This is a genomic window from Mesorhizobium sp. Cs1299R1N1, from assembly GCF_037179655.1.
Classification (GTDB): domain Bacteria; phylum Pseudomonadota; class Alphaproteobacteria; order Rhizobiales; family Rhizobiaceae; genus Mesorhizobium; species Mesorhizobium salmacidum.
In genome coordinates, this window is record NZ_JAPYKR010000005.1 from 174,126 (window position 1) to 200,331 (window position 26,206).

Consider the following 26,206-nt stretch of genomic DNA (forward strand, 5'->3'; position numbering starts at 1 on the left):
GAACTACGTCTACGCTATAGCCCTCCTTTAAGTCGGTTCAAATCCCGCTCTCTCCGCAGCCATTTTCGTCCCCCAATGATCAGCGATGTCAATGGCTTATAGCCACTTCGCCAAAGCGCGGTCCCCCAGTCTGGTCCTCCAAGTTATCCGAAACCCTCATTTGCCACCCCTTTCGTAACATCGCTGTAGGACGGCTACGGAGACGATCGCGCGCTGGCGCCGTCATCTTGAGCCTGCCGTGCAAGTTGATCTAGCGCGTCGTTAACTCGTGAGCGCAGTAGCCGGCGCGCGTCACGTAGGTCCATAGGCTTCGACGGCCGCTTCTGCTCATTTCTCCTGTCATGGTGCCGATAAAACCAGTTCGCTGTGCGACTGAAGCGATCCATTTCGGCTCTGCCTTTCCCCCTTGGGTTGAACCCAGCTTGTTCTAGACACTCCATCGCCTTGTAGAGGTCGAACCAGCCCGGCTCGCCGGCGCAGTAATTGAGCGCGTGTGTTAGGAAGTCGCTTGCCCTGGAAGCAGCGTAGCGGCGTTGGGCCGAAGTTGGGGCGGGGGTCGGCACGACGATGTTGCCGTCGTTGTCTCGAATGATGACCTGAAACTCAGCGGATCCGCGTCCTATGGAAAAATGCGCTGTTTCCGTGCGCAACATCATATGGCGGATCAGTCTGCCGTCGCGCATTTCGGATGCACCGGCAAGTTCAACCGAGGACCCCGCAAAGACAACCCCTCCAGCGACTCCATTCAAGGTTCGGACTATGCCGTCCCCAGCGTTCAGCGTGTCTTTGAGTGTCGTGAGACCGTCTAGCTCCTTCGATTTGAGGATGAGCAACTGGTCGCCCGACTCATGGGGTATCAGTTCGACGTAGGGGTCGAACGGCGGCTTGAACATCTTCAGCCATTCGCTCTGTTCTACTCGGTTGGCCTTCAGCACTAACCACATTGGACAGCGCCTTCCAATCTTTGCCCAGAATCTGCCGATCTCCGGTGGTATCGACATAGCACCACGTATTGTGGCTGTCCGGCCAATTGGATGGTAATCGCCTTGTCGGGCAGCGTCAGAACCTCAGATCCGAAATCACAATAGGCCTGCACTATGTCGGGAACGTCGTAGGCGCCCAGGAGACACATCGCGAAACCCACAGGTTGGAAAGTGGTTTGAGGTAGGAGCGGGAGACCGCTACATCGCGAGACTCACTATCGAAGAAGCACTCTTCTGCTATCGGCGACGATCAGCTTAGAGCGTAAACCTCGCCGAAATCGGTGCAATCAGCTTTGGCCCCTAGGCTGATCAAGCCAGGGCGGATCGGGCCTCTTGAACACCTCTCGGCCGGTTTGCTCGATTGCTTCACCGACGGCGAGCTCCAGCGCGTAGATGGTCCTTTCAAGCGGCAGCGTCGAGCGCGTGACCTTCTTGCCAGTTCCCGGATCGAGGTCGAGTGCATATTCATATCGAATGCCGACTAAGGCGTTGTTGAGCGCGCATAGTCGGATGTACTTTTCAACATTGGCGGGGATAACAAGGCCGTAATTGTTACAGCAGTCCAGCATGTCACCCCACCTATGCCCAAACCCTTGGATCTTCTCCAGTTCTTGACTGTTCAAACGCAGGAAGGCCCGGAGGAAATGCTCGATCGCCTGGTAGTAAAGAAAGCGCCGGGGATGGTTCGATGTTCGGGGCAGAACGAGGATGTTCTCAAGGGCGTCAGCGGTGGCCCGGTAGTTTTGAGCCATCAAATAAATGCCGTACGGCGTGACGCCGACGCCATAGACGACCTTTGGCTTTTTCTCTGTCTTGTTTTCATCCATGACCTATTCCTTGGGCCAGCGATCTGTGTCGATCGGCATAAGAAATTCGAAGTCGTTGAGGCCGTCTTCGCCATCAATCCGATAGACCGCTTCCTTTCCAACCAGGACAATGAGCGGCAGGAGATCCTCATGGTGGATGACCCACCAATAGCCTGCGCGGACAGCGGCTGGATCGACCGCGTAGTTTTCGTCAAGTAGTTCCCGCTCCGTCAGCTTTCCTTTCTGCGGCCAGGCGCTGGTATCGATATGCTGAAGTAGCTCGAATTCGCCGACATGGTAGGGCCAGTCATCGGTCATGCGTGACGCTCCCAAACCGTGCACTTCGATAATCTCCGGCTTGCGGTCCTCGTGTAAGGGGCTTGCCCACCAGTAGCCGTCGCTCGTCTGCATCGATCTCTCCATATGATCTATAAGGGCCGCGACACCTATAGGAGGTGGCGAGAGCCAGTTGACGTGTGGGAGTGTCATGGGGGCAGCCGTGCTGCTCGTTCTCTACGACGCAAGGGCTCCCCCATCGTCGGTTATCACGCGGCTTGTTCAAAGGCGCCAAGGGCCGCTTCTCTCAAGGCACGCCGTGGAAGGTATCTGAAGGGTTCAGGCAGTCAAGATGTGCGCGATTCTCTCGAAATTTTCAGCCGGCCCGCGATACGATCCGCGCTACCCATGGACAACGAATTGCAGATTCAGTTGTCGGCAAAGTCGATTGATGCACTCCCTTGGGGGCAAGCGTCTTTTCCCATCGGTGACGGCAAACCGCCGCACGCGGCAGCGCTGCCAACAATCCGCTGAGAGCCAGAACCCATGGACAATGATCGCCTAGCTCGCCTTCACCCCTTACCGCTGGCGTCGTGCTGGCACTGGTTTGGCCGTTCTTAGGAGATCCTGCACATAATCAGCTCTGCCGTTTCCGGCTGGTGGCTGCCGGCTGCCGGTGGACCGCTTTCGGTGCCGCCTTCTTCGCCATGGCCGGCGCGGTCTTCTTGGCGGGCGCAACCTTCGTCGCGGCAGTCATCATGACTGATCCGGATTGCGATGCCATCCGAATATGCGGGCTACTGCTCCGAGATGGCTTTTCTCGGTAGCTCGGATGAGGCTTTCAATTCTTTCCGATTGGCGCGACCCCTCGAACGGTCGAGCCATGACAAATAGATCTTCGGACCTTCCGACTGCAGCGTGACTCCATCGGTCGACGCCCGAAGTGTCAGTTTCCTCATCGTCGATACGAGCGATCAGTCCGTCAAAATAGAATCGGAAGGAACGCACTTGCTGTTCAGGAACTCCATCAACAGCTTCATAGGTTACATAATCCGCTGTGGGACTGGCGGTGTGCCAAGGGCCGCGCGTTGCCAGTTGAGTGAGTGTTATTGGAAACACCGTCTGAGGCTCTGGATCACCGTCTGCCACCATCCTCCGAAGAACTTCTAGGCGGATGTCGCTCAGGGTTATCGAGGTGAACCCTGGGAGCTTTGTGATCGCTGCTCGCCAGAAAAGGCTAAGAAAGAACAGCCGAAGAAGCTTGAAATGTGGCGTCTTCAATCTTCGAAAGCCCCATTCAGGGACGGGCCATTCAATCTCTGAACCGTCGAGCCTGTCAGTCTCTCCGAAGGATTCCCATAACAACTTAAGGCACCTGAGCTCGACGATGGCGCGGTCGTCGTAGCGCATCAGAATATCTTCACCAGCTCGTGTAACGATTCCGCTGTCGTGCCAAGCGTCGAAACGTTGGCTTGGCCGGCGCCCCTCGCCAGCCTCGACCCTCGGCTCGCCGGGGACAGGAGATCTCGTCAGAGCTTTCGGAAGCAGATGACTTCTCACCAGCTTGCCGGACTGACCGGTTAGTTTGCAAATGCCGTATCGGCCCGTTGCAGGTTTCAAGGAGGTCGCGGCCTCTACTGTTTGTCGAACAAGAATTTGAGCGCGGCTAGATCATCCTTGTAGCCGTTCTTGTATTCATAGAAGGGATGCGAAAGCGTGGAGCCGCGCGATGCCCAGCCTTTGATATCCCATCCAGCCTCGACCAGATCTGAGGTCGCGAATACGAATTCCAGGGTCTTGGTGAAGAATCCTGCTGTATCAAGGAAGTTGGCGGCGTAGTCGACCTTGCTCTCCGCCCCGTGAACGTAGTGATTTCGGCAGTTCACGGCTTCGTCCAAAACCCAATTCAGATCCGGGAATTTATCACCGATTTCCGCTATGATTGGTGCTGCACGCCAACGAACTTTATGTTTCAACGCACTTTTGCCTAGCCGTCCGAGGGCGCTGAGAATGCTGCCGCGCTCCGCGCTTTCTGGAAGGTCGAAAAACAACTGCCTGCTCTTGTCGCGGGCAGCCTTAAGATCGCCCGACAACTCGACATCTCTTGGGACCGCCGATGCCGGAAGGATGTCAAACATGTTGGCTGAGCCGACCAGTCGGTCGATATCAAAAACTTGTGTGCGCAACGAATTCGAATACCTCATGCGCGCATCCATCCATGATGATGACCGTTTGACCCAGTCAGCTAAAACGTTCGAATATTCTTGCGACCTTCGCACGGGATCGATCGGCAAATCTGCAGGATGAGGCGCTATCCCCGGGAAGCGCACAAATGGCTTCATTGTGCTGTACACTTCGAAGACCTTGGGCGCATCCGGCACGGACGAGACTAGCAGCCGCATTTCTTCCATTCGCTGCGGTCTTCCTGCGATCATTGAAAAGAACGGCTCAAGCTCTTGGGCAGATGCTAGAGCTTCGCTGAAGGTCTGTGCCGATTTGAATTCGATCTCAACCCAAATCGAATTGACAAACCCGCTTCCTCCAGAACCTCCCATGGATATAGACGGCCGATGCTCTGCTGAGATTTTGCCGAGGGCGGTTGGAACTTGAATGATAGTGTGCTTGCCGGTAAAGTACGCAATATCCGGGTGCTCTCCCTTCGCGATCTCACGGCCAATTTTTTTCGAGTCGGCAGCCAATATTTGATCGATAAACAGGTCAGGGTCTAGCGCGAGCCCGAAGGCGTCGAAATCGTAAAACAAGCTTTTCGCATCGGTCAGCTTGAATGATATTGAGGAAAATATCGACTCGCTCTCATGCACGTGTGTGTCGCCAAATATTATGTGATGTGGAAATAACTCAAGCCGATACTTTGATACTACGCCCTCGGAATTGACGCTGCGATCGGCCTTCATCAGAATGCAGTCGAGAAACGAAAGCTTGACGATATGGTCGATGACGCCATGTATTGTCGGGTGCGGCAATTCAAAGGTATCAACGTCGTGCAGCATCAGTTTGGTATCAGTCCCCTCTAGTATGAGCTCGCCATACACCTCTTTTTGCCTCGGTAAGTCGAACTTTCCGAGCCCTCTAAAGCCGTCGATCCATTTGTTGGCCAATTGGTTTCTCCCGGTCATACCCTCGCCGGCCTGATTCGCCAGCTGTTTTGGCTGGGACGGCGCGCCATTCCATCCAGTTGAAATTGCTTGCCTTTTAGGCTTCGCCAACGCAACCGCATAGGCGTGAATTCCAGAATTCAGCAGGTTTTTCAGCCGGTTTTGGAAGAACGGACAGTCCTTCGAACCATATCGCAGTCTGGCGAATGATGGCCCGCCTGTTGGTCAACAGACGACTCGATCAGATTCGCACGGATCGGGCTGGCGGTCGTCGCAGTCCCTAGGTACACGCATGAGGCACTGGTGTTGATGTTGCCGGCTTCCTGACGCAAAACGTAGCGAATGACAGTCCGAAAAAAGGCAAACCGTCTTCAACTGCCGCCGCTTGTTGCAGGCGAATGGCGTGGTGAGATCGTTGGCTCAGCCAACATCAATTTTGGCCAGTCCGTGCAGCCCGGACCACCACGCCAATCAGTCGAGTTCAGCTATGTCATACTGGCCGCGTCGCTCATCATGCCGAACGCAGCATTCAGATGGCCTGGCGTCGTCATGATGATGGCCCCAACTCCCATGAAGACAGAACATCCCGACGCGGGCGCACTTTTTGAGGCCGATCAGCTGGCGTCGCTAAGCCTCTCCCTTGAAGTCACCAGGGCGCAATTTTCCGACATGCTGCCACGTTTGGAGGCGAAACGTTTCATGGATTTTCACTTTGTGGTAGAGGCAAAGGAGTCAGACGGTAGATGGCCGGTGCGAAGCTGGGGCATGGGAACCGCCTCACTTTGAATATCTACGGAAGAATTCGCCGGTTTCCTACGAAGCCGCCGCAGCCGCCCATCAAGCGGTCTTGGGTCGTCAGGCATGGGATCGTCGATCGCCATGGTGTCCCTATTCGCATCGAGATCCACCAATTCCTGGGCGATGCGGGGGCGCGTTGATTCCACCAAAGTCTTTCGCATTGCATCACTCCCTCCTAGCGAATTGGTCGCGGTAGGCTCCACTCGCGACAACCTCCAAAGATCCGAATGATAGGGAGCTGCGGAGTGCTTGAAATGGCCTCGTGCGGTCAGCTCGGCCCTGGCTGCCCGCTGATCCGACCAATATCTTCCAGAACAGAACGGATTTGTGGCCAGGGAAACTCGGCATCGCCTTTCGACGGCTGTCCTTCCCTGAGTATGGCATCAAGCTTCGCTGCCACACCGGCAAGGGAGATAGCCGGCGTTTTCGACAATTCTTCAAGCAACGTCTCTGCCCGATCGGCTGCCTCACATTCAGCGCGCAACGTGGCGGAATACCCCATCGCCCGGTCGCAGGCATCCCAGCGCGCCTGATGAGCCGCCAAATCGGCCTCGGCCTTTGCGCTGACCGCCGGGTCGACAGAACCGACGCAGAGCACATCGCGAAGTGCCTCATGTGAAGGGGGCGTAGCGGTCCTATCAACTGACAATCGGGGCAACACTGTGGGAAAGCCGACTTCGTCTACCAGCTTCCGCTCCAGACGCTGCTGCTCACGGCTCAACCGATCGGTCTCTTCATGAGCAGCTTGCCATTCGCGCCAAACTTCAACGGCAGCGTCGGTTGTTGCGTCAAGTAGTCCCCTGCGGATGACGGAGGGCAAAGTCGTGCTATTGTCGGAATCAGCCATGATCCGAGCTCCAAACAGCTTGGGTTGTGGTCAGGCCGAGCGACGTGTTCGAGCACGTCGTTCGGCTGCGCAGCGAGAACCACAAATTACGTACATACCGTACATTACGGACATTACCATTGTCAAACACGCCCGATCCTGTTGATAACAAAACTGAGCGCTTCGAACTCCGGCTCTCGAGTGACTTGCTTGCTCGCGTTGACGAATGGCGCCGCAATCAGCCCGATCTTCCCACCAGATCGGAGGCGTTCCGCCGACTGGTGGAGGCTGGTCTAGGCTCTAGGTAACTGACGGCCCAACGCAGGGCTCAGCAAAGATCTGCTGTTCGGTCGATCTTTATCGACTTATATGTCGCAGCCACTCCGCATACCCATTCAAATGGTTTGGCGTGCGCCCTTCTGCCCGGCAGCTACGGGATCGTTTGCCGTTCGGGATGGCGAGACTGGAAAGCGGCCGACGCTTCCAACGCATCGCGGACCGCTCTGGCCGGCAGGACGGTTCTTGTTCAGGGTGCAGAAACGAAAACTTTGGTAGGAAACGCCCTCTCCATCACATCCAAGAAAGCGCGAACCTTCGCGCCGACAAGACGTCGCGAACTTTGGAGCGCCCAGATTTCGACAGGCGGACCGGCATCGGTTCCCCAACAAACAAGTCGGCCCGCCTCGATATCGCCTGCGACAAGAAGCTTCGGAAGCAATGCCGCGCCCGCGCCTGCCAGAACGGCATCGCGCACCATCAGCAGAGACGAGAATCGCAGGATTGGCTCGGGTTTGAAAAGGATTTCGTCGGCAAGATCGGATTTCATGTGCCAAACCACGTTCAGCGACGTTGCGCTCAGCAAGACCGCCTTTACGCCGCTCGGTCCACCGCCCGGCGCCGGCTGAGCGCGTGGCATGTCGGGTGAGGCAACGATCAGGCGCTCGTCATTGAGAAAACGGCGACCGATGAGCCGTTCATCCGGTGAAGGATCGATCCGGATAACCAGATCATAGCCATCCTCGACCGGATCGACCTTGCGATCCTCGGCAACAATCTCAAGTTTGACCTCCGGATAGGCGAGAGCGAAACGGGTGCCAATAGTGGGAAGCGCCACATGCGCGAAAACCACGGGAGCGCTCACCCGCAGCCTGCCTCTCGGGGTGGACGCACCCAAGACAATCGCCTCTCCTGCCTCCGTGATTTCCGACAGCAATCCATCGGTGCGCTCGTGAAGCGCTCGGCCTTCGTCCGTCAGTCGCAGACTTTGGGATCCACGCTCGATGAGCCTCACCCCAAGGCTATGTTCGAGTTCGCTCACATGGCGCGACAACGTCGCCTTGGATCGCCCGGAAACGCGACCGGCACGGCCGAAGCCGCCATGGGCGGCAACGAGGTTGAAGTCTGCGAGGGCCTCTAAATTCATTATGATGTTCCAATATTGAGACGAACTATCTCAATCATGCCATCTCCCGCTCAGTATTGGAACGTCTATCTTCCTCAGGGTCAGAACAGAAATCACAAGGAGCTTTCACAATGGCTATTTTGGTAACGGGCAGCACCGGGACGATCGGCTCCCGGGTCCTTTCTCACCTGCAGGGGCGGAACGTAGAGGTTCGCGCCCTGACGCGTTCCCCTGAGACGGCGCAACTACCCTCAGGCGTGACGGCGGTCCGCGGTGACCTCGCTGATCCGGATTCGGTCCGCGCGGCACTGCAAGGCGTCAGCACCCTGTTCCTGCTCGCGCCGAACGTCGCCGATGAATTGACCCAGGCCATGCTGACCCTGACGGTCGCACGCGAGGCCGGCATCAAGGGCATCGTCTATCTCTCGGTATTTGGCGGCGATGGCTATGCCGACGTGCCGCATTTTGCGGGCAAGTACACGGTCGAGCGCATGATCGAGGCCCTCGACCTACCCGCGACGATCCTGCGGCCCGCCTATTTCATTCAGAACGATCTTCGTCAAAAGGACGTCCTGCTGAATGCCGGCGTCTATGGCGCACCGATCGGCTCGAAGGGTATTTCGATGGTCGATATCCGCGACATCGGCGACGCCGCGGCGATCGAGCTGGTGCGCCGTGAGCAGGCTGCGACGCCGCTCGGCCGCGAGACCTACGCGTTGGTTGGTCCGGACAGCCTGACCGGCGAAGGTATATCCAATATCTGGAGCGAAGTGCTCGGCCGCGCGATCCGCCATGGCGGCGACGATCTCGTCGTCATGGAGCAGCGCACGAAGACCATGCTGCCGGCCTGGCATGCGCTCGACCTGCGCCTGATGTTCAGCCGCTATCAGACCGAAGGCGCGGTGGCGACCGCTGACGACATCGAGCGCTTGACCAAACTGCTCGGCCACGCGCCCCGCTCCTATGCCGCTTTTGCTAGGGATGCCGCGATCCAGTGGGCGAAAGGCTGAGCCCGCACCTTACCCCCCAACAAAGGCGACCTGCCATGATGACGATCCAATCCCTCTCGCCTCAAGACGCTCCCGCGGTAGCCGCGATGCGACAGGCCGCCTCGGCCCATAAGGGTGAGAAACTCGGGCCCGAAGCCCGGCCGATGTTCGACGCCATGTTTGCCGCAACACCCGCCGCGGGGGATGTCCGGGTCGAGGCCGCGACGGTCGGCGGCATTGCGGGCTTCTGGCTTCGACTGCCGGCCGCACGGCCGGGCGCGCGCATTCTCTATATTCACGGTGGCGGGTATGTGCTCGGCTCAGCCGAGGCGCTTACCCACTTCGCGGTCCAGATCGCCGCGCGCGTCGGCGCCGACACCTTCGTCCCCGATTACCGGCTTGCGCCCGAGCACCCGTTCCCGGCAGCGATCGACGATGCTGTCGCTGCCTATCGCGGTCTGGCTGCGGAGGGTGCCGAACGGATCGTGGTTGTGGGCGACTCTGCCGGCGGTGGTTTGACGCTGTCGCTGCTGTCGACCATCGCTGCCGACAAGACGAAGGGCATGGTGCAACCGGTCGGGGCGGCGGTAATGTCGCCATGGACCGACCTGACGCTCACCGGCGACAGCTTCGAGACGAGAGCGGAGGCAGACCCGATCTTCACGCGCGGCGTACTCCAGGCCTTCGCGGACATGTATCTTCAAGGCCAGGATGCGACGAACGCTAAGGCCTCACCGCTCTATGCGGAACTCAACAGCCTGCCACCGATCCGGATCGATGTCAGAGACGACGAATTGCTGCTCACGGACTCCATCCGCTACGCCGACCGGGCGCGAGCGGCAGGCGTAGAAGTCACGCTGTCGGTCTGGCACGGCATGCCGCATGTGTTCCAGTCTTCCCTCGGCAACTTCCTCGCGGCCGAGCAGTCGGTGGACGCCATCGGTGCCTTCCTCCGGCAGCAGCTAACCGATGTTTTCCCGTCCATAAGCACACCTTCGGAGGCTTGAAATGAAAATTCTGGTATTGGGCGCCACAGGCGCAACCGGCCGGCTGATTGTCGCCAAGGCCCTCGCAGAGGGACACGACGTCGTGGCCCTCGTTCGCTCCAAGGCAAAGGCCGGGGACCTCGCCGGCGCCGAACTCATCGAAGGCGACGCCCGCGATGCCGCAGCGCTAACGAGGGCCATCGCGGGTTGTGATGCCGTCGTCAGTTCATTGGGCACTGCCATCAGCCCGTTCCGCGAGGTGACCCTGCTCTCGACAGCGACGCGCGCGCTGGTCGGCGTCATGGACCGGCAGAACATCCGTCGGCTGGTCTGCATCACTGGCCTCGGCGCCGGCGACAGCCGCGGCCATGGCGGCTTCTTCTTCGACCGGCTGTTCCTGCCCTTGATGCTGCGGAAGGTCTATGAAGACAAGGATCGCCAGGAAGATGCCATCCGGGCCAGCACGCTCGACTGGACCATCGTTCGACCGATGGTCCTCAACGACAAGCCAGCGCGCGGTCGCATCAAGGCGTTGACCGACCTGTCTGGCGTACATGGCGGGACGATCTCGCGAGCGGATGTCGCGGATTTCGTCGTTCAACAACTCACGGCGGATACGTGGCTGCGCAAATCGCCACTGATCAGTTGGTGAAAGTCACCGCGATTGTCTTCATTGTCGCCGAACGACATACCGCCACTTTCGGAATCCCGTAACTTCCTGGAGAATTTCAATGACGCGAATACTGTTTGTCGGCCAGAAACCTGAAACCGTCGACTTCTCGGACCCGTCCTTGCCACCCGGCTTTAATGCCGAAAAGATCAACGCTGGGATCGCTTTGGGCGTGGCGAAGATTGAGGAACGCGGTTGGCGGGGCGATACCTGCATGATCACGCCCGATGCCGCCGGATTTGCTGACCTCAAAAGAGCGCTGGGCGATGCTGCGTATGATTGCGTTGTGATCGGAGGCGGCCTCAGGCTGCCGCCCAAGGGCCTACCGCTGTTCGAAAGCGTGGTGAACATCATCCACAAGGCAGCGCCGGACGCCGCCATAGCCTTCAACACGAGACCCGAGGACACCGCAGATGCCGCCGCCCGTCAGCTCCCCACGGGTTGACGGGCAGCGCATCGGCTAATCCTTGATCGTCTGTGAGCGGGGCAGATGGTGGCGGACCAAGGGCGTCTAAGCCGGCGAGTTATCACTGTGACGGACAGGCCGTGGAGCAAGCAGCGGTCGCAAGCTGCCTGAAGACGGAAGTGCTGCGTGCGTTCGGTGCCTCGCCGACTTTGTCACTCGCCTGGATTGAGCATGTGACGCAGCAGCTTCACGCTGCACGGGCGCTGATTGAGCTGCGTAACATCCGATCGGCCGAGGAACGCGTCTTGCAGCACCTCCGGCTCCGCGCAGACGCCGAAGGTAAGGTCGTCTTCAAGGGACGGCTGCTCGACGTTGCTGCCGAGCTTGGGCTCACACATGAAGCTTACTATCGCGCCCTCGCAGGTTTGGTGCGGTCCGGTGCAGTCGGCCGTGATCGCCGCCAGATGTGCCTGCGCCCATCCGTTCGTCCCTCAATGTGACGGGAATGCCGCCAATGAAAATCACATTCGTGATCGCCCTCGCTGCCTTGCTCAGCGCCGCTTCAGCCTCCGCCCAAGAGATGGACCATTCTAAACATACAGAACATCTTGGAGCTTCGGTGATGCCGTTCGACCTTGCCCGCAGCATCCACGTGTTCACGCCGCTGACGGATGGCGGCACGCAGGCCGTCACCTCGCGCGACGGCGATCCGGTGCAAGTGGAGCTGATCCGGGCTCATCTGCGTAAGGAAGCCGAAGCGTTCGGGCGCGGCGACTATGCCGATCCGTCTTCCATCCACGGCGCGGCGATGCCAGGCTTGGCCGAGTTGCAGGCGGGCGCCAGCCGCATGGGCATCGCGTTCAACCCCATTCCCGAAGGGGCCCTTGTGCGCTTTACGACCAGCGATCCGAAACTCGTGGCCGCACTACACCTGTGGTTCGAGGCGCAGGTACGCGATCACGGTGCGGATGCGATGATGCACGGTTCTTAGCAGTACCACTGCCGATCATTGGACCTTCTCGCGAAACTTTGTAACAGATCGTGCAATCCTGGATGATCAGGTGAAGGAGATGTTCAGCCGAAATGGAAGGATCGGCTTCCTCCGCAGCGCCGACCCGCTTCCGAGTAGGCTGTCGCCCATGACGCTTTGTCGGCTTTCGCTGCCAAAGCAGTCACCAGCGTTCCGATGTGGCGGGCGAGCCCGACGATGTTCGCTTTCAGGAAACCGCAGAGCTAGTAATTACCGGCCGCAACGAGGCGCAAAGCCGCCATCTTCATACCGCAGTGAACGTCTGCTTCAGGAGTGGATGCACTCCCTCAAAGAGGGCCGATGCCTCCACCACCCCTTCTAAGGGGGTGTTTCGGTGGCGATAGTTGCGGGATGTCTATTAAGTTATTGAAAATATGGTGGGCGATGACGGGCTCGAACCGCCGACATCTTCGGTGTAAACGAAGCGCTCTACCAACTGAGCTAATCGCCCGCTCCGGGCCGGACCTTTAAGCGGTCGGGACTTGCTTCGCAAGGCTAAATGAGTGTGGGATGCCCTGTTCGCAGGCCCGATTTGCGTACAAAATGCCGGCTGTCAAAAAACCTTCTTCTGTTTGGCGTTATGATGGTTTGGTGCGCTTGACACCCGGTAGCGAACCCCTTATCCAGCGCCCCAACGACGAACACGGCTGACACGTGCTCGTCAATGCGCGGGTGTAGCTCAGTTGGTTAGAGTGCCGGCCTGTCACGCCGGAGGTCGCGGGTTCGAGCCCCGTCACTCGCGCCATTTCCCTCAAGGATCATGATCCTTGGCTCCAGGGAAATGCCGACATGAATTGTCAAAGTTCTCTTCAGAAATAGTGTGCCGAAGGCCTTCTTCGGCCTGGCTCTCCTACGGTCCAAAATCACCCTTGCATGAGCGATACCGTGGAACCCACGACGCGGTTCCGGTAGCTGACAAACAACGGACGAAGCAGCCCTGCAGACCGCGAACGGGTTGGTCGTTGCGAATCTGCTTGCGCAATCGCCTACAAAGCGCTCGATTCATGCCGCAGGCAGCCAAATCGCAGTATGCTGCCGGAATGGCATGGAGGACGTAATGTCAATTGCACCGAACATTTCTACGCGCACGATATTCACGCTGATTTGCCTGGGCGGCGCGACGACGGCCGCCTCTATCCTTTTTCCCGCCGCCGCGTCGGCGGACCGGCTGCAGCGATGCGCGCGCGAGGGCGAGATCTGCCGCCTGCCCTATCCCGCCGAGGTCGTCTACGGCGCCAAGGGCCGCACGACCTCGCGTTACATCGAGCGCAACGCGATACCCTGTTCGAACCGCGTTTTCGGCGATCCTGCGCCCGGCAAGGAAAAGTTCTGCTTCATCGTGAAGCGCGACCGTGACGAGTCGAACGACGATTACGATGAGCCTCGCCGCGAGAAGTGGGCGGTCTGCGCCGAGGAAGGCGAATTCTGCGATTTCTATGGCCGCAAGGTGGTCAGGTATGGCGCCCACGGCCGGTTCACGCAGGACGTGTTCCGCAATGGCGTCCAATGCGACAATGATGCATTCGGCGATCCCGCTCCGGATCAGGGAAAGCGCTGCTACGTCAGGCAGTAGCTTCGAAACGCCCATCGAACATGAGATTTCGGAGGCCGGAACGGTCTGGCCTCCGGGCTACCCTGCGAGTTCCGGGCAATTGCCTCAGCCCTTGGCCAGCAGCGCCTCGACCTCCTGCAATGTCGGCATCGACGGTGCGGTGCCTGGACGTGTCACGGAAATGCCGGCAACGGCGCAGGCGAAGCGCACCGCCTCCAGCGGCTCCACGCCGCGCGAAAGTGCTGCGGCCAAGCCGCCATTGAAGGCGTCCCCCGCGCCGGTGGTCTCGACGACAGGGCCGGCACTGATGGCTGGAACATGCTCGGACCGATCCTGCGCGTGCAGCAGCGCGCCCTTGTCGCCGAGCGTGACGATGACCGTGCCGACGCCCTTTTCAAGCAGCTTGTCCGCGGCGGCGCGCGCGTCGTCGACCGAAGTGACTCCCATTCCGGTCAATTCCTCGGCTTCGGTCTCATTGGGTGTGAGATAGTCGCAGAGCGTGTAGATGCGGTCGGGAAGCTTTGCCGCCGGTGCCGGATTGAGAATGGTCGTCACCCCGGCCCCGCGCGCGGTCTCCAGCGCCCGTATCGCGGCATCGATCGGCTGTTCAAGCTGCGTCACGAAAACACCGGCACCACGGATCAGGTCGACATTGGCTTCGATATCCTCAGGCGTGATCAGCATGGCGGCGCCGGGACTGACGATGATGGCGTTGTTGCCGCTTCCCTCCTCGACGAAGATGTAAGCGGCACCGGTATAGCTGTCCGGCGTATCGATGGCGGCGCTCTTCACGCCGGCATCCTTCCAGGTCCGCCTGGCCATGTCGGCGAAGGCATCGACACCGAGGCGGGTCAGGAATGTGACGTCCGCCCCGAGCTTGCCGGCGGCCACCGCCTGGTTCGACCCCTTGCCGCCTGGCCCCAGCTTGAAGGAATTGCCGAGGATCGTTTCGCCCATGCGCGGCTGGCGCTGCGCCCTGTAAGCCGTATCGGCAACAAAGACACCGAGGATAACAACCGGCTTGCCCGAGGCCATGCCGCTACTCCGCATCCGGCGGCACGACGCCCTTGCGGAAGGCAAAGCAGCCGTAGAAGCGGCGTTCGCCAGTCTGGATGACGCAATAAGCCTGCTTGGCGCGCTCATAGAAGGCGTAACGCTCGACCGGCACCATCGGCCAGGACTTGCCCTCGGCGGCGTCGATCTCCTTCTGCACTTCCTTCTGCACGGCTGGGATCTCGTCCGGCTTACCGACGATCTCCATGCGGGCGGCCGAATCATCGACGAACGTGTCCAGCGGGTATAGCGACAGCACGGCCTTCACCACCTGGGCCGCCGAGGCATCGATGCGCAGCACTCGACCGAGCGCCGTCCGGCGCGCTACCGAATCGGAGGGAAAGTTGGTGTCGGCGATGATCAGGTCGTCGCCATGTCCCATCGCCCGCAATGCCTGGAGCACGTCGGCATTGAGCAACGGATCGATCCCTTTGAGCATGATGGTCCTCGTGAAGTGCGTTTGAGATCAGAGACGCTTGCCGGTCTCGGCGTCGAACAGATGGAGATGGTCGAGCCTTGGCCGAAGCTTCAGCGTGTCGCCCGGCTTGAAGTCATGGCGCTCGCGAAACAGCGCCACCATCTCGCCGTCGCCGAAACGCAGGAAGACCAGGGTTTCCGAGCCGGTCGGCTCGACCACCGAAATCTTGGCCGGCACGCCATCGGGGTGGATCTCAAGATGTTCGGGGCGCACGCCATAGACGACGGAGCGCCCCTCCTCGACGGCGTTGTTCGGAGCAACCGGGAACAGCGTTCCGGCAATGTCGACGCCGCCCTTGCGCCCGGTGCCCTTGAGCAGGTTCATCGAAGGCGAGCCGATGAAACCGGCGACGAAAAGGTTCGCCGGCCGGTCGAAAAGCTCCAGCGGCGCGCCGACCTGTTCGATGCGGCCGTCGCGCATGACGACGATCTTGTCAGCCATCGTCATGGCTTCGATCTGGTCGTGGGTGACATAGATGGTGGTGGTCTTCAGCCGCTGGTGCAGTTCCTTGATCTCGGTGCGCATCTGCACGCGCAGCTTGGCGTCGAGGTTCGAAAGCGGCTCGTCGAACAGGAATACCTGCGGATTGCGCACGATGGCGCGCCCCATGGCGACGCGCTGACGCTGGCCGCCGGAAAGCTGGCGCGGATAGCGCTTCAGATAGGGGCTGAGGTCGAGGATGTCCGCGGCGCGCTTGACCCGCTCGGCAACCACGGCCGGATCGGTCTTACGCAGCTTGAGGGCAAAAGCCATGTTCTGCTCGACCGTCTTGTGCGGATAAAGCGCATAGTTCTGGAACACCATGGCGATGTCGCGCTTTGCGGGCGGCAGGTGATTGACGACGCGGTCGCCGATGGCGATCGTGCCGCCGGAGACAGTCTCCAGCCCCGCCACCATCCTGAGCAGCGTGGACTTGCCGCAACCGGACGGGCCGACAAGCACGACGAACTGACCATCGGCAATGTCGACGCTGACTTCGTGCAGAACCTTGACGGTTCCAAACGCCTTGGCCACATTGCTGATCGCGACTTGAGCCATCGTTCCCCCATCGGCTCCACTGGCCGTAGGCGCAGAAGCTAACCAACGCGACCGGTCAGGGCAAGTCGGTCTCTTATAGACAAAAACCGTTCTCGTTGACACGGCGTTTGGTTGCGAGAATAGTGACGAGCGCCGATCCGAAACGCTGGTACTCTACCCGAAAAACGGAACGCGAAGCGACGCAGGTTGGGGTCCTACGTTTCGCTTCTGAACAAAGCCAGCGCCCGGCGCGATCGGCACTTCGATTCACGACTAATGTTCTGGGAGGAATAGTCCATGCGAGTAGGTCTTTACGACAAACTGGTCCGTGCCGGCGCTACAAGGCGCGACATATTGAAGGGCGCGGCCTCGATGGCCGCGATCGCGGCCGCATCCGGCGCCGGACTTGGCGCGCTGACGCGCCCGGCTGCCGCCGCAAGCGAACTGCGCTCGAAAATCCTGCAGATCCCCGGGGTTGGCAAAGGCCAGCCGACCGACGCCGACTTCCAGAAGGTCGGCGAGCTTTGCCTCGAGGCGACCAAGGCCAATGTCAAGGAAGGCGAGTTCGCCGGTGTCGAGCTCACCTTCATGGGTCTCAACAACCAGAATCTGCACAATGTGCTGTTTCGTGGTTTCCTGAAGCCATGGGAGACCTATACCGGCGCCAAGATCAGCTGGATCGACCTGGCGCAGGCCGATTACAACGCCCGTCTGCAGCAGTCGATCGCCACCGGCACCGTCGATTTCGACATCATCGAGATGGGCGCCCCGTTCGAGGGCGACGTCTGCGGCAAGGGCCTGACTTCGGAGATGCCCGACTGGGTCAAGAAGCAGATCGACTTCGACGATCTCGTCAACTACCTCAAGCCGCCCGTTGGCACCTGGGATGGCAAGCAGTACCGGGTCACCATCGACGGCGACGCGCACAACTTCAACTACCGCACCGACGTGTTTGCAGACGCCGACCTCGCCAAGCAGTGGAAGGACGGCGGGGCGACCAGCGAATGGGGCGTACCGAAGACCTGGCAAGAGGTTCAGGCCGTGACCAAGTTCCTGAAGGGCAAGAAGTTCAAGGGCCAGGATGTCTACGGCTATCTCGACGCGCCCAAGCCCTGGGGCGGTTTCGGCTTCTATTTCCTGGGCAGCCGTGCCAGCGCCTACGCCAAGCATCCCGATGACAAGGCCTGGCTGTTCGACGCCGACACGATGAAGCCACGCGTCAACAATCCGGCTTGGGTACGGGCCATCCAGGATGTCATCGACGCCCTGCCGTCGGAACCCGCCGACCAGATCAATGCCGACCCGAACACCACTGCCTTCCAGCAGTTCCTGGCCGGCACCGGCTCGATGATCCCCTGGTGGGGCGATGTCGGCTCGAACGTCAAGACCAATGATAGCTCGGTCATCGGCGATGTCACCGGCTTCTCGATCCTGCCGGGCTCCGACGATGTCTACAACTCCAAGACCGGCAAGTGGGAGAAGCTCGCCAGCGGCCCGAACTATGCGCCGAACTGCGCCTATCTCGGCTGGGGCGTCTATGTCATGGCCCGTGTCGATGCGGACGAGAAAAAGAAGAAGGCTGCATGGTCGGCGGCCGCCCATCTCGGCGGCAAGGACCTGTCGATCTGGACGGCGATGTATCCGTCGGGCTTCCAGCCCTACCGCAACTCCCATTTCGACATTCCCGAATGGGTGGCGGCCGGGTACGACGAGGCTTTCATCACCTCGTATCTCAAGTCGGAAGGCGACAGCTACAACCACCCCAACGCGGCGATCGAGCCGCGCATCCCCGGCATCTTCCAGTACTACAGCGCCGCCGAGGATATCCTGGCCAACACCTTTGCCGGCAAGATGAAGGCGCAGGAAGGCGCCGATGCCATCGCAGCCGCCTGGGAGAAGCTGACCGACCAGATCGGCCGTGACAAGCAGGTCAAGCTCTACAAGGCCTCGCTCGGCATGTAAGCTGCCCTTTGAACCGTGGTCCGGCGGCAACGCCGGACCACAGCCTTTCCTTCCAAACGGGCGAGATTTGTGGCTGACCAGACTTCGACCGCGACCGGGTGGCCGGCAGACGCCGCCTCCTATGATCTGATCCCGCCAGGCCGCAGGCGTTTGGGCTGGGCGCTGATGGCGCTTGCCACGCTCGGCCTGCTGGCAACGATCGTGCTGCAGATCCTCTACAAGACCGAGGTCGACACGATCGGCTTCGAGACATGGCGGCCCGTGGTCTACGCCTATGTGCTATGGGGTGTGGCGATCGGCATCGGCCAGGTTCTGACACGCGGCGAGGACGGCCAGCGCGCGCTCTTCCTGCTGCCGGCTCTTTTGTTCACCATCGCGATGGTGATCTTCCCGACGCTGTTCGGCTTCTACATCGCGCTCACCGACTGGAATCTCAGTTCGTTCAGCGGCCGCAGGTTCAACGGGCTCGACAATTTCTGGCAGATGCTCGCCGACCCGTACTACCGCAACGCCCTGGTCAACATGGTGCTCTATGTGCTGGCGGTGCTGGTCGAATATGTGATCGCGTTCGGCCTGGCGCTGCTGCTCAACGCGCAGATCCGCGCCCGAAAATTTTTCCGGGTGGTGTTCCTGATGCCGCTGATGCTGTCGCCGGTCGCCGTGTCCTGGATGATCGGCAAGTCGCTGATGGAATACCGCTTTGGACCAGCAGCCACGCTGGCGCGCCATCTCGGCTGGGAAGACCCGGCTTTCTTCTCGAACCCGATCACCGCCCGCATCTCGATCATGCTGCTGGACGCCTGGACCTTCATTCCGTTCATGATGATCATGCTGCTGGCGGGACTGCAGGCGATGTCGCGCGAGGTGCTGGAGGCGGCACGTGTCGATGGGGCCACGGCCTGGCAGACCTTCTGGCAGGTCACTTTCCCGCTGATGCTGCCGGTGTCGGTGACGGCGGTGATCCTGCGCATCATCTTCAAGCTGAAGCTTGCCGACATCATCATCACGGTTACCTCGGGCGGTCCGGGCGGCGCCACCGATTCGGTGTCGAGCTTCATCTACCGCGAATACCGCGACCGCTCGAATGTCGGCTACGGGACCATGCTGGCGATGGCCTATCTGGTCATTATCGTGGTGTTCGTGACCTGGCTGTTGAAGTTCGCCAGCCGTTTCGTGCGCAATGTGAATTAGGGCAAGATGAGCGTCCAGACCACAGACTACGTCGCCTCCGAAATCCGCTCGCCGGCGAGCTTCGTCGCCAGCCGCGTCTTCATCTATGGCGCGCTCGCCTGCTGGGGCTTCATCTGCCTGTTTCCGATCTACTGGACCATCACCACCTCGTTCAAAACGGCGGTGGATGTCACCCAGGGCCACCTGATCCCGTTTGTCGACTTCCAGCCGGATTGGAAAGGGTGGCGATCGCTTGGCCTGTCGCCGGACTCGATCTTCCAGACTTCGACCGTGCGCGACGAATTCCTCAAGCGTTTCATGAATTCGGTCATCACCTCGGTCGGGGCGTCGAGCCTGGCGATCATCATCGGCAGCCTCGCTGCCTATGGCCTGACCCGTTATCGCTACCATTTCGCCTGGTTCAAGAACGAGGATATCTCGTTCTTCTTCCTGTCGCAGTTGATCCTGCCGCCGGTGGTGCTGGCCCTACCCTTCCTGGTGCTCTACCGCGAAGTCGGGCTGCTCGATACGCGCATCGGGTTGATCCTGCTCTATACGCTGATGGTGCTGCCGATCGTCATCTGGATCATGCGTGACCAGTTCAATTCCATCCCCGTCGAGCTGGAGGAAGCAGCCCTCGTCGACGGCCTGTCGATCTGGGGCGCCTTTTTCCGCATCGTCATGCCGATCGCGCTGCCAGGCATGGTCGCAGCCTTCATCCTGGCAATGGTGCTGTGCTGGAACGAGTATTTCTTCGCCGCCCTTTTGACATCGACGGACGCCAAGACGATCCCGGTCATGGTCGCCAGCCAAACGGGCTCGCAAGGTATCAACTGGTGGTCGATGGCCGCTCTGGCCACCGCAGCGATCGCGCCGCTCGCGGTCATCGGCATCGCGCTGGAACGTTACCTGATCATGGGCATGACGGCTGGTGCGGTGAAGTAACCGGGCGCCTCTTCCTTCTCTCCGCTGTGGGAGAAGGAAAGGTCGGGCTAGACCTTCAGGATCGTGCGCAGATGATCCATGATCATGGCGACGCCCTGCTGTCCGAGTTCTGCCGAAGCATCCGCCGCGCTCGCCGTATACCAGCTTTTGTTGTCCGCGAAGTGCGCGGCATCCACTGCTTCCGGACATAGCGCCAGCATCAGCGACGTCTCGCCGATGCCGGCATGGTCGAACGGATACTTGCCGTTCATGGCGGCCGGCATCAGCGGATGCACCTGTACCCAGTTGAAGAAATTTTCGCCCGCGGCATGTCCGGCATAGTAGTCGGCCATCGTCTCGGCTCCCCACCAGCCTTCGCCGCGCTGCTTCTCGAGGAAGCGGAAGATCGCCTGTCTGCCGGCGGTCTTGAAAGCGAGATCGGTCGGCATGCCGGCGGCGAAATTCTCGGTCTGGTGATGAATGATGGCGTGGATGTTGCGAAAGCCGATGCGCAGCAGGCTGTAGAACAGCTCTTCGCCGAACGGCGCCAGTTGATTGCCGCCGACCTGAACGGAGCCGCTGCCTTCAGGCGGTGCGACAGCATAGCTCGCCGCACCGTAGTAGAAGGGCGGCAGGATGACGATGTCGCTCTCCTTTTCGAACAGCTCCAGCGTCTTGATGACGGCCAGCGTGTCCATACCGACCGCCATGTGCTCGCCATGGTATTCCAGCACGCCGAGCGGCAGCGCGACCGGCCAATTCTGCGCGATCGCCTTGCGGATCTGGTGCGGCAGCATCAGTTCATAGCGCATGGTCTATTCCATGTTGGTGTGACGGGCGCGCATGGCTTCTGGCGAGGCACCGTTCAACTCCCTGAGTTTCAGCACCATGATCTCGAACAGCAGGAACAACGCGCCCTCGAATACGGAGCCCATCGGCAGCACCGACGTCTTTTGCGGCTCCTGATCGTCGGCCATGGTCTGCCCCGGGATCAGCAGCGTCAAATCGGCTAGCCCTACAGCGCTGCCGCCCGCCTGGGCGGTCAGGAGCAGGACGGTTGCGCCGGCCTCGCGCGCAATGCGCATCAGGGTGAGTACAGTCGAGGTTTCGCCAGGCCCGGAACTGACAAGCAAGACATCGCCCTGCCCTACAGGCGGCGTGGTCATGTCGCCGACGACCGAAACCGGCAGGCCCAGATGATAGAGCCGCATGGCGAAGCCCTTCACCTGCAAGGCCTCGCGGCCGCAGCCATAGACGACGATCTGTCTGGCATCCGCCAGCATCCCGCAAGCGGCGTCGATCCGATCGCGGTCGACGCGCGCCAGCACCGCGCCAAGCTCGTCGAGCGCGGTCCTGAACATCTGCGAGCCGGAGTTGCTCATGGCCGCGCCACCGGCGTGCCAGTAGTCGAAGATGATTGGCAATTTCCGATCATGCTCTTCCCCGGAACAGCTTGATTTCGTTCATGCTAGCAACCGCGAAAATGCGTGTCCAACGCTCAGCGGTGCTTTTGCCGAGCCACGAGCATGATAGTGTCATGTCAGACAAATCAATCCGGGAAAATTTCAAGACATGAAGACACGGCATTTCGACCGCATCGGCAATGGCGGCATCGCCTTCACGGAGCTGGGCTTCGGCACGGCGCCGCTCGGCAATCTTTACCGCGCCGTCTCCGACGAGGACGCCAATGCGACGCTGGAGGCCGCCTGGGCGACCGGCTGCCGCTACTATGACACAGCACCTCTCTATGGGCTCGGCCTGTCGGAAACGCGCCTCAACCCGTTCCTGCGCTCCAGGAAGCGCGACGACTATGTGCTGTCGAGCAAGGTCGGCCGCATCATGCGCGCCTGCCCGCCGGAGGAGCGCACGGGCATCGGCAAGTTCTTCGACACGCCGTCGCGCAAGGAGGTCTACGACTACAGCTATGACGGCGTCATGCGCTCGTTCGAGGCCTCGCTGGAGCGGCTTGGCGTCGACCGCATCGACATCCTGTTCGTGCACGATGTCGACATCTTCACCCATGGCAGCAAGGAGGCGTCCGACCAGCGCATCGATGAGTTCATGCGCTCGGGCTATTATGGCCTGCTTGCCTTGCGCGACCAAGGCGTCATCAAGGCGTTCGGCGGCGGCATCAACGAGTGGCAGGTGGCCCAGACGCTGGCCGAGCGCGGCGATTTCGACCTGTTCCTGCTTGCCGGTCGCTACACGCTGCTGGAACAGGAGGCGCTGACATCGTTCCTGCCGCTTTGCCAGAAACGCGGCATCGGCATCGTTCTCGGCGGCCCCTACAATTCCGGCATCCTGGCGACCGGACCGAAGCCCGGCGCCTACTACAACTATTCCGAAGCGCCGCAGGATGTGCTCGACCGCGTGACGCGCATCGAGGCCGTCTGCAAACGCCATGATATCAGGCTGATCGAGGCCGCCCTGCAGTTCCCGCTGTCGCACCCGTCGGTGGTTTCGGTCATCCCCGGCGGCCAGAGGCCTGAAGAAGTCGAGAGCAACCGGTCGCTGCTGGACGCGAAACTCCCCGCAGCGCTCTGGGCCGATCTCAAGAAGGAAGGCCTGATGCGCGCCGACGCCCCGACTGTTTGAGGAGCTTCCGATCCGATCGACACGAGTCCAAAAATGAAAAGCCGGGCAAGCCCGGCTTTTCTGGTCTTTTGCAAATTAAATGCGCTTAGTTGACGGCGTCCTTGAGGCCCTTGCCGGCCGAGAACTTCGGCACGGTGCGCGCCGGGATCTGCACTTCGGCGCCGGTCTGGGGGTTGCGGCCGGTGGATGCAGCGCGCTTTGACACGGTGAAATTGCCAAAGCCGACAAGCCGGACATCGCCGCCCTTCTTCAGTTCGCCGGAGATGACAGAAAACACTGCATCGACCGCCGACTGCGCGTCACCCTTCGAAATGCTCGCGGCGTCGGCGACAGCGGACACCAGTTCGTTCTTGTTCATAAAAATTCCCTTCCATGAGAACACCGGAACTTACGACTCATCCGGCAGGAAACGGACTTTAGAAAGAAGCGTTGCCGCAACCAAGTCGAAAAGGCAGGAAAAAAGCGGAAAAAGCCCGGAATTCCGGGGTTTTTCACATGAAAAAGCCGGGCGCGAGGCCCGGCTTTCTGTTTGTGCGCTGCAACTTTAGAAAAAACTAATGCGCAAGCGACTTTCCGGCATCGTCGGCACTGTCGGTCGTGGCCGGCGGATTGACCGGCTCGACCCATTCGATCGGCTCCGGCATCCGCACCAGCGCGTGGCGCAACACCTCACCGACGCGTGAGACCGGAATGATTTCCATGCCGTTCTTCACGTTGTCCGGAATCTCCGCCAGATCCTTGGCGTTGTCTTCCGGGATCAGCACCTTCTTGATGCCGCCGCGCAGCGCGGCGAGCAGCTTCTCCTTGAGGCCGCCGATCGGCAAGATGCGGCCGCGAAGCGTTATCTCGCCAGTCATCGCCACATCGGCCCGAACCGGAATACCCGTCAGCACGGACACAATGGCCGTGGCCATGGCCGCGCCCGCGGACGGCCCGTCCTTCGGCGTCGCGCCTTCCGGCAAGTGCACGTGGATGTCGCGCTTGTCGAACAGCGGCGGCTCGATGCCGAAATCGATGGCGCGCGAGCGGACATAGGAGGCCGCCGCCGAAATCGATTCCTTCATCACGTCGCGCAGATTGCCGGTCACCGTCATGCGGCCCTTGCCGGGCATCATGACACCTTCGACCGTCAGCAGCTCGCCGCCGACCTCCGTCCAGGCAAGACCGGTGACGACACCGACCTGATCGTCAGCCTCGACCTGGCCGAAGCGGTAGCGCTGAACACCGAGATAGTCGGCGAGGTTCGCCGCCGTGATGCTCACCGTCTTCTTCTTCGTCTTCAGGATCTCGGTCACCGCCTTGCGCCCGAGCTTCATCAGCTCGCGCTCCAGGCTTCTGACGCCCGCTTCACGGGTGTAGGTCTGGATGATGGCGCGGATCGCGTCCTCACCGACGGAGAACTCCTTCGGCTGCAGCGCGTGATCGCGGATCACCTTCGGCATCAGGTGCCGCTTGGCAATCTCGATCTTCTCGTCCTCGGTGTAGCCGGCGATACGGATGATCTCCATGCGGTCCATCAGGGGCGCAGGGATGTTCAGCGTGTTGGCCGTCGTCACGAACATCACGCTCGACAGGTCGTATTCGACCTCGAGGTAATGATCCATGAACGTCGAGTTCTGTTCGGGATCGAGCACCTCGAGCAGGGCCGACGACGGATCGCCACGGAAGTCCTGGCCCATCTTGTCGATCTCGTCGAGCAGGAAGAGCGGGTTGGACTTCTTTGCCTTCTTCATCGACTGGATGACCTTGCCGGGCATCGAGCCGATATAGGTGCGCCGGTGACCACGGATCTCGGCTTCGTCACGCACGCCGCCGAGCGCCATGCGGATGAACTCGCGACCGGTTGCCTTGGCGATCGATTTGCCGAGCGAGGTCTTGCCGACACCGGGAGGGCCGACGAGGCACAGGATCGGCCCCTTCAGCTTCTTCTGGCGGCTTTGCACGGCAAGGTACTCGACGATGCGGTCCTTGACTTTGTCGAGGCCGAAGTGATCGGTGTCGAGCACGTTCTGCGCGTAGGCCAGGTCCTGCTTGACCTTGGAGTTCTTGCCCCACGGGATCGACAGCAGCCAATCGAGATAGTTGCGCACGACCGTCGATTCAGCCGACATCGGCGACATCGTCCTGAGCTTCTTCAATTCGGCTTCCGCCTTTTCGCGAGCCTCCTTGGAGAGCTTGGTTTTCTTGATGCGCGCCTCGATCTCGGCGGCCTCGTCGCGGCCGTCCTCGCCTTCGCCGAGCTCCTTCTGGATCGCCTTCATCTGCTCGTTGAGGTAGTATTCGCGCTGCGTCTTCTCCATCTGGCGCTTGACGCGCGAGCGGATGCGCTTCTCCACCTGCAGGACGGAGATTTCGGCTTCCATGAAGCCCATCGCCTTTTCCAGCCGCTCCTTGACGGAAAGCGTGGCCAGCATTTCCTGCTTTTCAGGGATCTTGATGGCGAGATGCGAGGCAACCGTGTCGGCGAGCTTGGAATAGTCGTCGATCTGGCTGGCGGCACCCACCACTTCGGGCGAGATCTTCTTGTTCAGCTTGACGTAGTTCTCGAAGTCGGTGACGACCGAGCGGGCAAGGGCCTCGACTTCGACCTCTTCCTCTTCCGGCTCGACCAGCGCCGCGGCCTTGGCCTCGTGGAAGTCGGGACGGTCGGTGAAGGAGACGATTTTCGCACGCGAGGCGCCCTCGACCAGAACCTTGACGGTGCCGTCGGGCAGCTTCAGCAATTGCAGCACATTGGCGAGCGTGCCGATGTCGAAGATCGCATCGGGCTCGGGATCGTCATCGGCGGCATTCATCTGGGTGGCAAGCAGGATCTGCTTTTCCTGACCCATCACCTCTTCCAGCGCCTTGATCGACTTTTCACGCCCGACGAAGAGCGGAACGATCATGTGCGGGAACACCACGATGTCGCGCAGCGGGAGGACTGCGAAGACGCCGTCGCTGGGAGCCTTGGATATTTTGGCCATTGTCCAACCTTTCATGTCGCGGCCACCATCAGGCCAACCGCGAATCTTATATTAACGACCGGGGATCGTTCCGCCTACCACCGTTTATGACGGGAGTTTTACAGCACAGAAATCGGGCACCTCGGCCTTCTCGTGTTAGGTGGAGGCAGGCGGGCCAAAGATCAAGAGTTAACATGGTCGGCAGTCCATTCCATCGCGAAG

Annotated in this window: 26 protein-coding genes and 2 tRNA genes; 13 read left to right on the forward strand and 15 right to left on the reverse strand. The window is 60.4% G+C overall.

Translation table 11 applies throughout. The annotated features are described in order from the left end of the window. Positions 1-194 precede the first annotated feature (194 nt). From O7A70_RS12955 to O7A70_RS12975, 5 genes are all read right to left on the reverse strand, one after another. The gene (locus O7A70_RS12955) at positions 195-944 is read right to left on the reverse strand and encodes a hypothetical protein (RefSeq protein ID WP_337140678.1); all 750 of its coding nucleotides are present in this window, start codon (positions 942-944) and stop codon (positions 195-197) included. Between the two features lie 326 nt (positions 945-1,270). After that, complete coding sequence (locus O7A70_RS12960) at positions 1,271-1,810, reverse strand: hypothetical protein (RefSeq protein ID WP_337140679.1); 540 nt, start codon at positions 1,808-1,810, stop codon at positions 1,271-1,273. Positions 1,811-1,813: 3 nt separating this feature from the next. Next, a complete protein-coding gene (locus O7A70_RS12965) occupies positions 1,814-2,200 on the reverse strand; it encodes a hypothetical protein (RefSeq protein WP_337140680.1) in 387 nt (128 codons plus the stop codon). 621 nt (positions 2,201-2,821) lie between these two features. Further along, complete coding sequence (locus tag O7A70_RS12970) at positions 2,822-3,475, reverse strand: hypothetical protein (RefSeq protein WP_337140681.1); 654 nt, start codon at positions 3,473-3,475, stop codon at positions 2,822-2,824. A 224-nt stretch (positions 3,476-3,699) separates the two neighbouring features. Next, a complete protein-coding gene (locus tag O7A70_RS12975) occupies positions 3,700-5,184 on the reverse strand; it encodes a HEPN domain-containing protein (protein ID WP_337140682.1) in 1,485 nt (494 codons plus the stop codon). 339 nt (positions 5,185-5,523) lie between these two features. Between O7A70_RS12975 and O7A70_RS12980 the strand changes: the two genes are divergently transcribed. After that, positions 5,524-5,967 (forward strand): hypothetical protein, encoded by a 444-nt coding sequence (locus tag O7A70_RS12980; protein WP_337140683.1) that lies wholly within the window; start codon positions 5,524-5,526, stop codon positions 5,965-5,967. Positions 5,968-6,247: 280 nt separating this feature from the next. On the opposite strand, the gene O7A70_RS12985 is transcribed toward O7A70_RS12980, so the two are convergent. Next, positions 6,248-6,826: a hypothetical protein gene (locus O7A70_RS12985; RefSeq protein ID WP_337140684.1), complete on the reverse strand. Its 579-nt coding sequence runs from the start codon at positions 6,824-6,826 to the stop codon at positions 6,248-6,250. A gap of 505 nt (positions 6,827-7,331) precedes the next feature. Then, on the reverse strand, positions 7,332-8,228 hold the full coding sequence (locus tag O7A70_RS12990) for a LysR family transcriptional regulator (RefSeq protein WP_337140685.1): 897 nt from the start codon (positions 8,226-8,228) through the stop codon (positions 7,332-7,334). Between the two features lie 110 nt (positions 8,229-8,338). Here O7A70_RS12990 and O7A70_RS12995 point away from each other — a divergent pair, with 110 nt between their 5' ends. The 6 genes from O7A70_RS12995 (at position 8,339) to O7A70_RS13020 (ending at position 12,249) form a co-directional block, all read left to right on the forward strand. Next, complete coding sequence (locus O7A70_RS12995) at positions 8,339-9,217, forward strand: NmrA/HSCARG family protein (protein WP_337140686.1); 879 nt, start codon at positions 8,339-8,341, stop codon at positions 9,215-9,217. A gap of 35 nt (positions 9,218-9,252) precedes the next feature. Next, positions 9,253-10,203, forward strand: a complete 951-nt coding sequence (locus O7A70_RS13000) for an alpha/beta hydrolase (RefSeq protein WP_337140687.1) — start codon at positions 9,253-9,255, stop codon at positions 10,201-10,203. A 1-nt stretch (position 10,204) separates the two neighbouring features. Next, the gene (locus O7A70_RS13005) at positions 10,205-10,834 is read left to right on the forward strand and encodes an NAD(P)-dependent oxidoreductase (RefSeq protein ID WP_337140688.1); all 630 of its coding nucleotides are present in this window, start codon (positions 10,205-10,207) and stop codon (positions 10,832-10,834) included. Between the two features lie 79 nt (positions 10,835-10,913). After that, complete coding sequence (locus O7A70_RS13010) at positions 10,914-11,297, forward strand: hypothetical protein (RefSeq protein ID WP_337140689.1); 384 nt, start codon at positions 10,914-10,916, stop codon at positions 11,295-11,297. Positions 11,298-11,398: 101 nt separating this feature from the next. Then, positions 11,399-11,758: a hypothetical protein gene (locus O7A70_RS13015; RefSeq protein WP_337140690.1), complete on the forward strand. Its 360-nt coding sequence runs from the start codon at positions 11,399-11,401 to the stop codon at positions 11,756-11,758. A gap of 14 nt (positions 11,759-11,772) precedes the next feature. Next, positions 11,773-12,249, forward strand: a complete 477-nt coding sequence (locus O7A70_RS13020; RefSeq protein ID WP_337140691.1) for a hypothetical protein — start codon at positions 11,773-11,775, stop codon at positions 12,247-12,249. Positions 12,250-12,663: 414 nt separating this feature from the next. On the opposite strand, the gene O7A70_RS13025 is transcribed toward O7A70_RS13020, so the two are convergent. Then, positions 12,664-12,739: transfer RNA gene (locus O7A70_RS13025), tRNA-Val, on the reverse strand. A 217-nt stretch (positions 12,740-12,956) separates the two neighbouring features. Between O7A70_RS13025 and O7A70_RS13030 the strand changes: the two genes are divergently transcribed. Both O7A70_RS13030 and O7A70_RS13035 read left to right on the forward strand, forming a co-directional pair. After that, positions 12,957-13,033: transfer RNA gene (locus tag O7A70_RS13030), tRNA-Asp, on the forward strand. A gap of 312 nt (positions 13,034-13,345) precedes the next feature. After that, positions 13,346-13,861, forward strand: coding sequence for a hypothetical protein (locus tag O7A70_RS13035; RefSeq protein WP_140506437.1), 516 nt, complete (start codon positions 13,346-13,348; stop codon positions 13,859-13,861). Between the two features lie 84 nt (positions 13,862-13,945). On the opposite strand, the gene rbsK is transcribed toward O7A70_RS13035, so the two are convergent. The 3 genes from rbsK to O7A70_RS13050 are packed head-to-tail and all read right to left on the reverse strand — an operon-like array spanning position 13,946 to position 16,409. Beyond that, a complete protein-coding gene (gene rbsK / locus O7A70_RS13040; RefSeq protein ID WP_337140692.1) occupies positions 13,946-14,875 on the reverse strand; it encodes a ribokinase in 930 nt (309 codons plus the stop codon). A gap of 4 nt (positions 14,876-14,879) precedes the next feature. Next, positions 14,880-15,332 carry an RbsD/FucU family protein gene (locus O7A70_RS13045; protein WP_127278878.1) on the reverse strand — a complete coding sequence of 151 codons (453 nt, stop codon included), beginning with the start codon at positions 15,330-15,332 and terminating at the stop codon, positions 14,880-14,882. 27 nt (positions 15,333-15,359) lie between these two features. Further along, positions 15,360-16,409: an ABC transporter ATP-binding protein gene (locus tag O7A70_RS13050; protein ID WP_140506441.1), complete on the reverse strand. Its 1,050-nt coding sequence runs from the start codon at positions 16,407-16,409 to the stop codon at positions 15,360-15,362. A gap of 276 nt (positions 16,410-16,685) precedes the next feature. Here O7A70_RS13050 and O7A70_RS13055 point away from each other — a divergent pair, with 276 nt between their 5' ends. The 3 genes from O7A70_RS13055 to O7A70_RS13065 all read left to right on the forward strand — a co-directional run bounded on the left by O7A70_RS13055 (position 16,686) and on the right by O7A70_RS13065 (position 20,465). Continuing rightward, positions 16,686-18,350 (forward strand): ABC transporter substrate-binding protein, encoded by a 1,665-nt coding sequence (locus tag O7A70_RS13055; protein ID WP_140506443.1) that lies wholly within the window; start codon positions 16,686-16,688, stop codon positions 18,348-18,350. Between the two features lie 69 nt (positions 18,351-18,419). After that, positions 18,420-19,541, forward strand: coding sequence for a carbohydrate ABC transporter permease (locus tag O7A70_RS13060; RefSeq protein ID WP_337107097.1), 1,122 nt, complete (start codon positions 18,420-18,422; stop codon positions 19,539-19,541). Positions 19,542-19,547: 6 nt separating this feature from the next. After that, the gene (locus tag O7A70_RS13065; RefSeq protein WP_027143632.1) at positions 19,548-20,465 is read left to right on the forward strand and encodes a carbohydrate ABC transporter permease; all 918 of its coding nucleotides are present in this window, start codon (positions 19,548-19,550) and stop codon (positions 20,463-20,465) included. Between the two features lie 47 nt (positions 20,466-20,512). Here the strand turns inward: O7A70_RS13065 and O7A70_RS13070 are convergent, their stop codons facing one another. Both O7A70_RS13070 and O7A70_RS13075 read right to left on the reverse strand, forming a co-directional pair. Beyond that, positions 20,513-21,256, reverse strand: coding sequence for a creatininase family protein (locus tag O7A70_RS13070; RefSeq protein WP_337140693.1), 744 nt, complete (start codon positions 21,254-21,256; stop codon positions 20,513-20,515). Positions 21,257-21,259: 3 nt separating this feature from the next. Then, complete coding sequence (locus tag O7A70_RS13075; protein WP_337140878.1) at positions 21,260-21,826, reverse strand: SIS domain-containing protein; 567 nt, start codon at positions 21,824-21,826, stop codon at positions 21,260-21,262. A gap of 190 nt (positions 21,827-22,016) precedes the next feature. On the opposite strand from O7A70_RS13075, the gene O7A70_RS13080 reads away from it, so the two are divergent. Next, positions 22,017-23,039, forward strand: coding sequence for an aldo/keto reductase (locus O7A70_RS13080; protein ID WP_337140694.1), 1,023 nt, complete (start codon positions 22,017-22,019; stop codon positions 23,037-23,039). Between the two features lie 85 nt (positions 23,040-23,124). Here the strand turns inward: O7A70_RS13080 and O7A70_RS13085 are convergent, their stop codons facing one another. Both O7A70_RS13085 and lon read right to left on the reverse strand, forming a co-directional pair. Next, positions 23,125-23,397 (reverse strand): HU family DNA-binding protein, encoded by a 273-nt coding sequence (locus O7A70_RS13085; RefSeq protein WP_027143628.1) that lies wholly within the window; start codon positions 23,395-23,397, stop codon positions 23,125-23,127. 196 nt (positions 23,398-23,593) lie between these two features. Continuing rightward, the gene (gene lon / locus O7A70_RS13090; protein ID WP_140506451.1) at positions 23,594-26,005 is read right to left on the reverse strand and encodes an endopeptidase La; all 2,412 of its coding nucleotides are present in this window, start codon (positions 26,003-26,005) and stop codon (positions 23,594-23,596) included. Positions 26,006-26,206 lie beyond the last annotated feature (201 nt).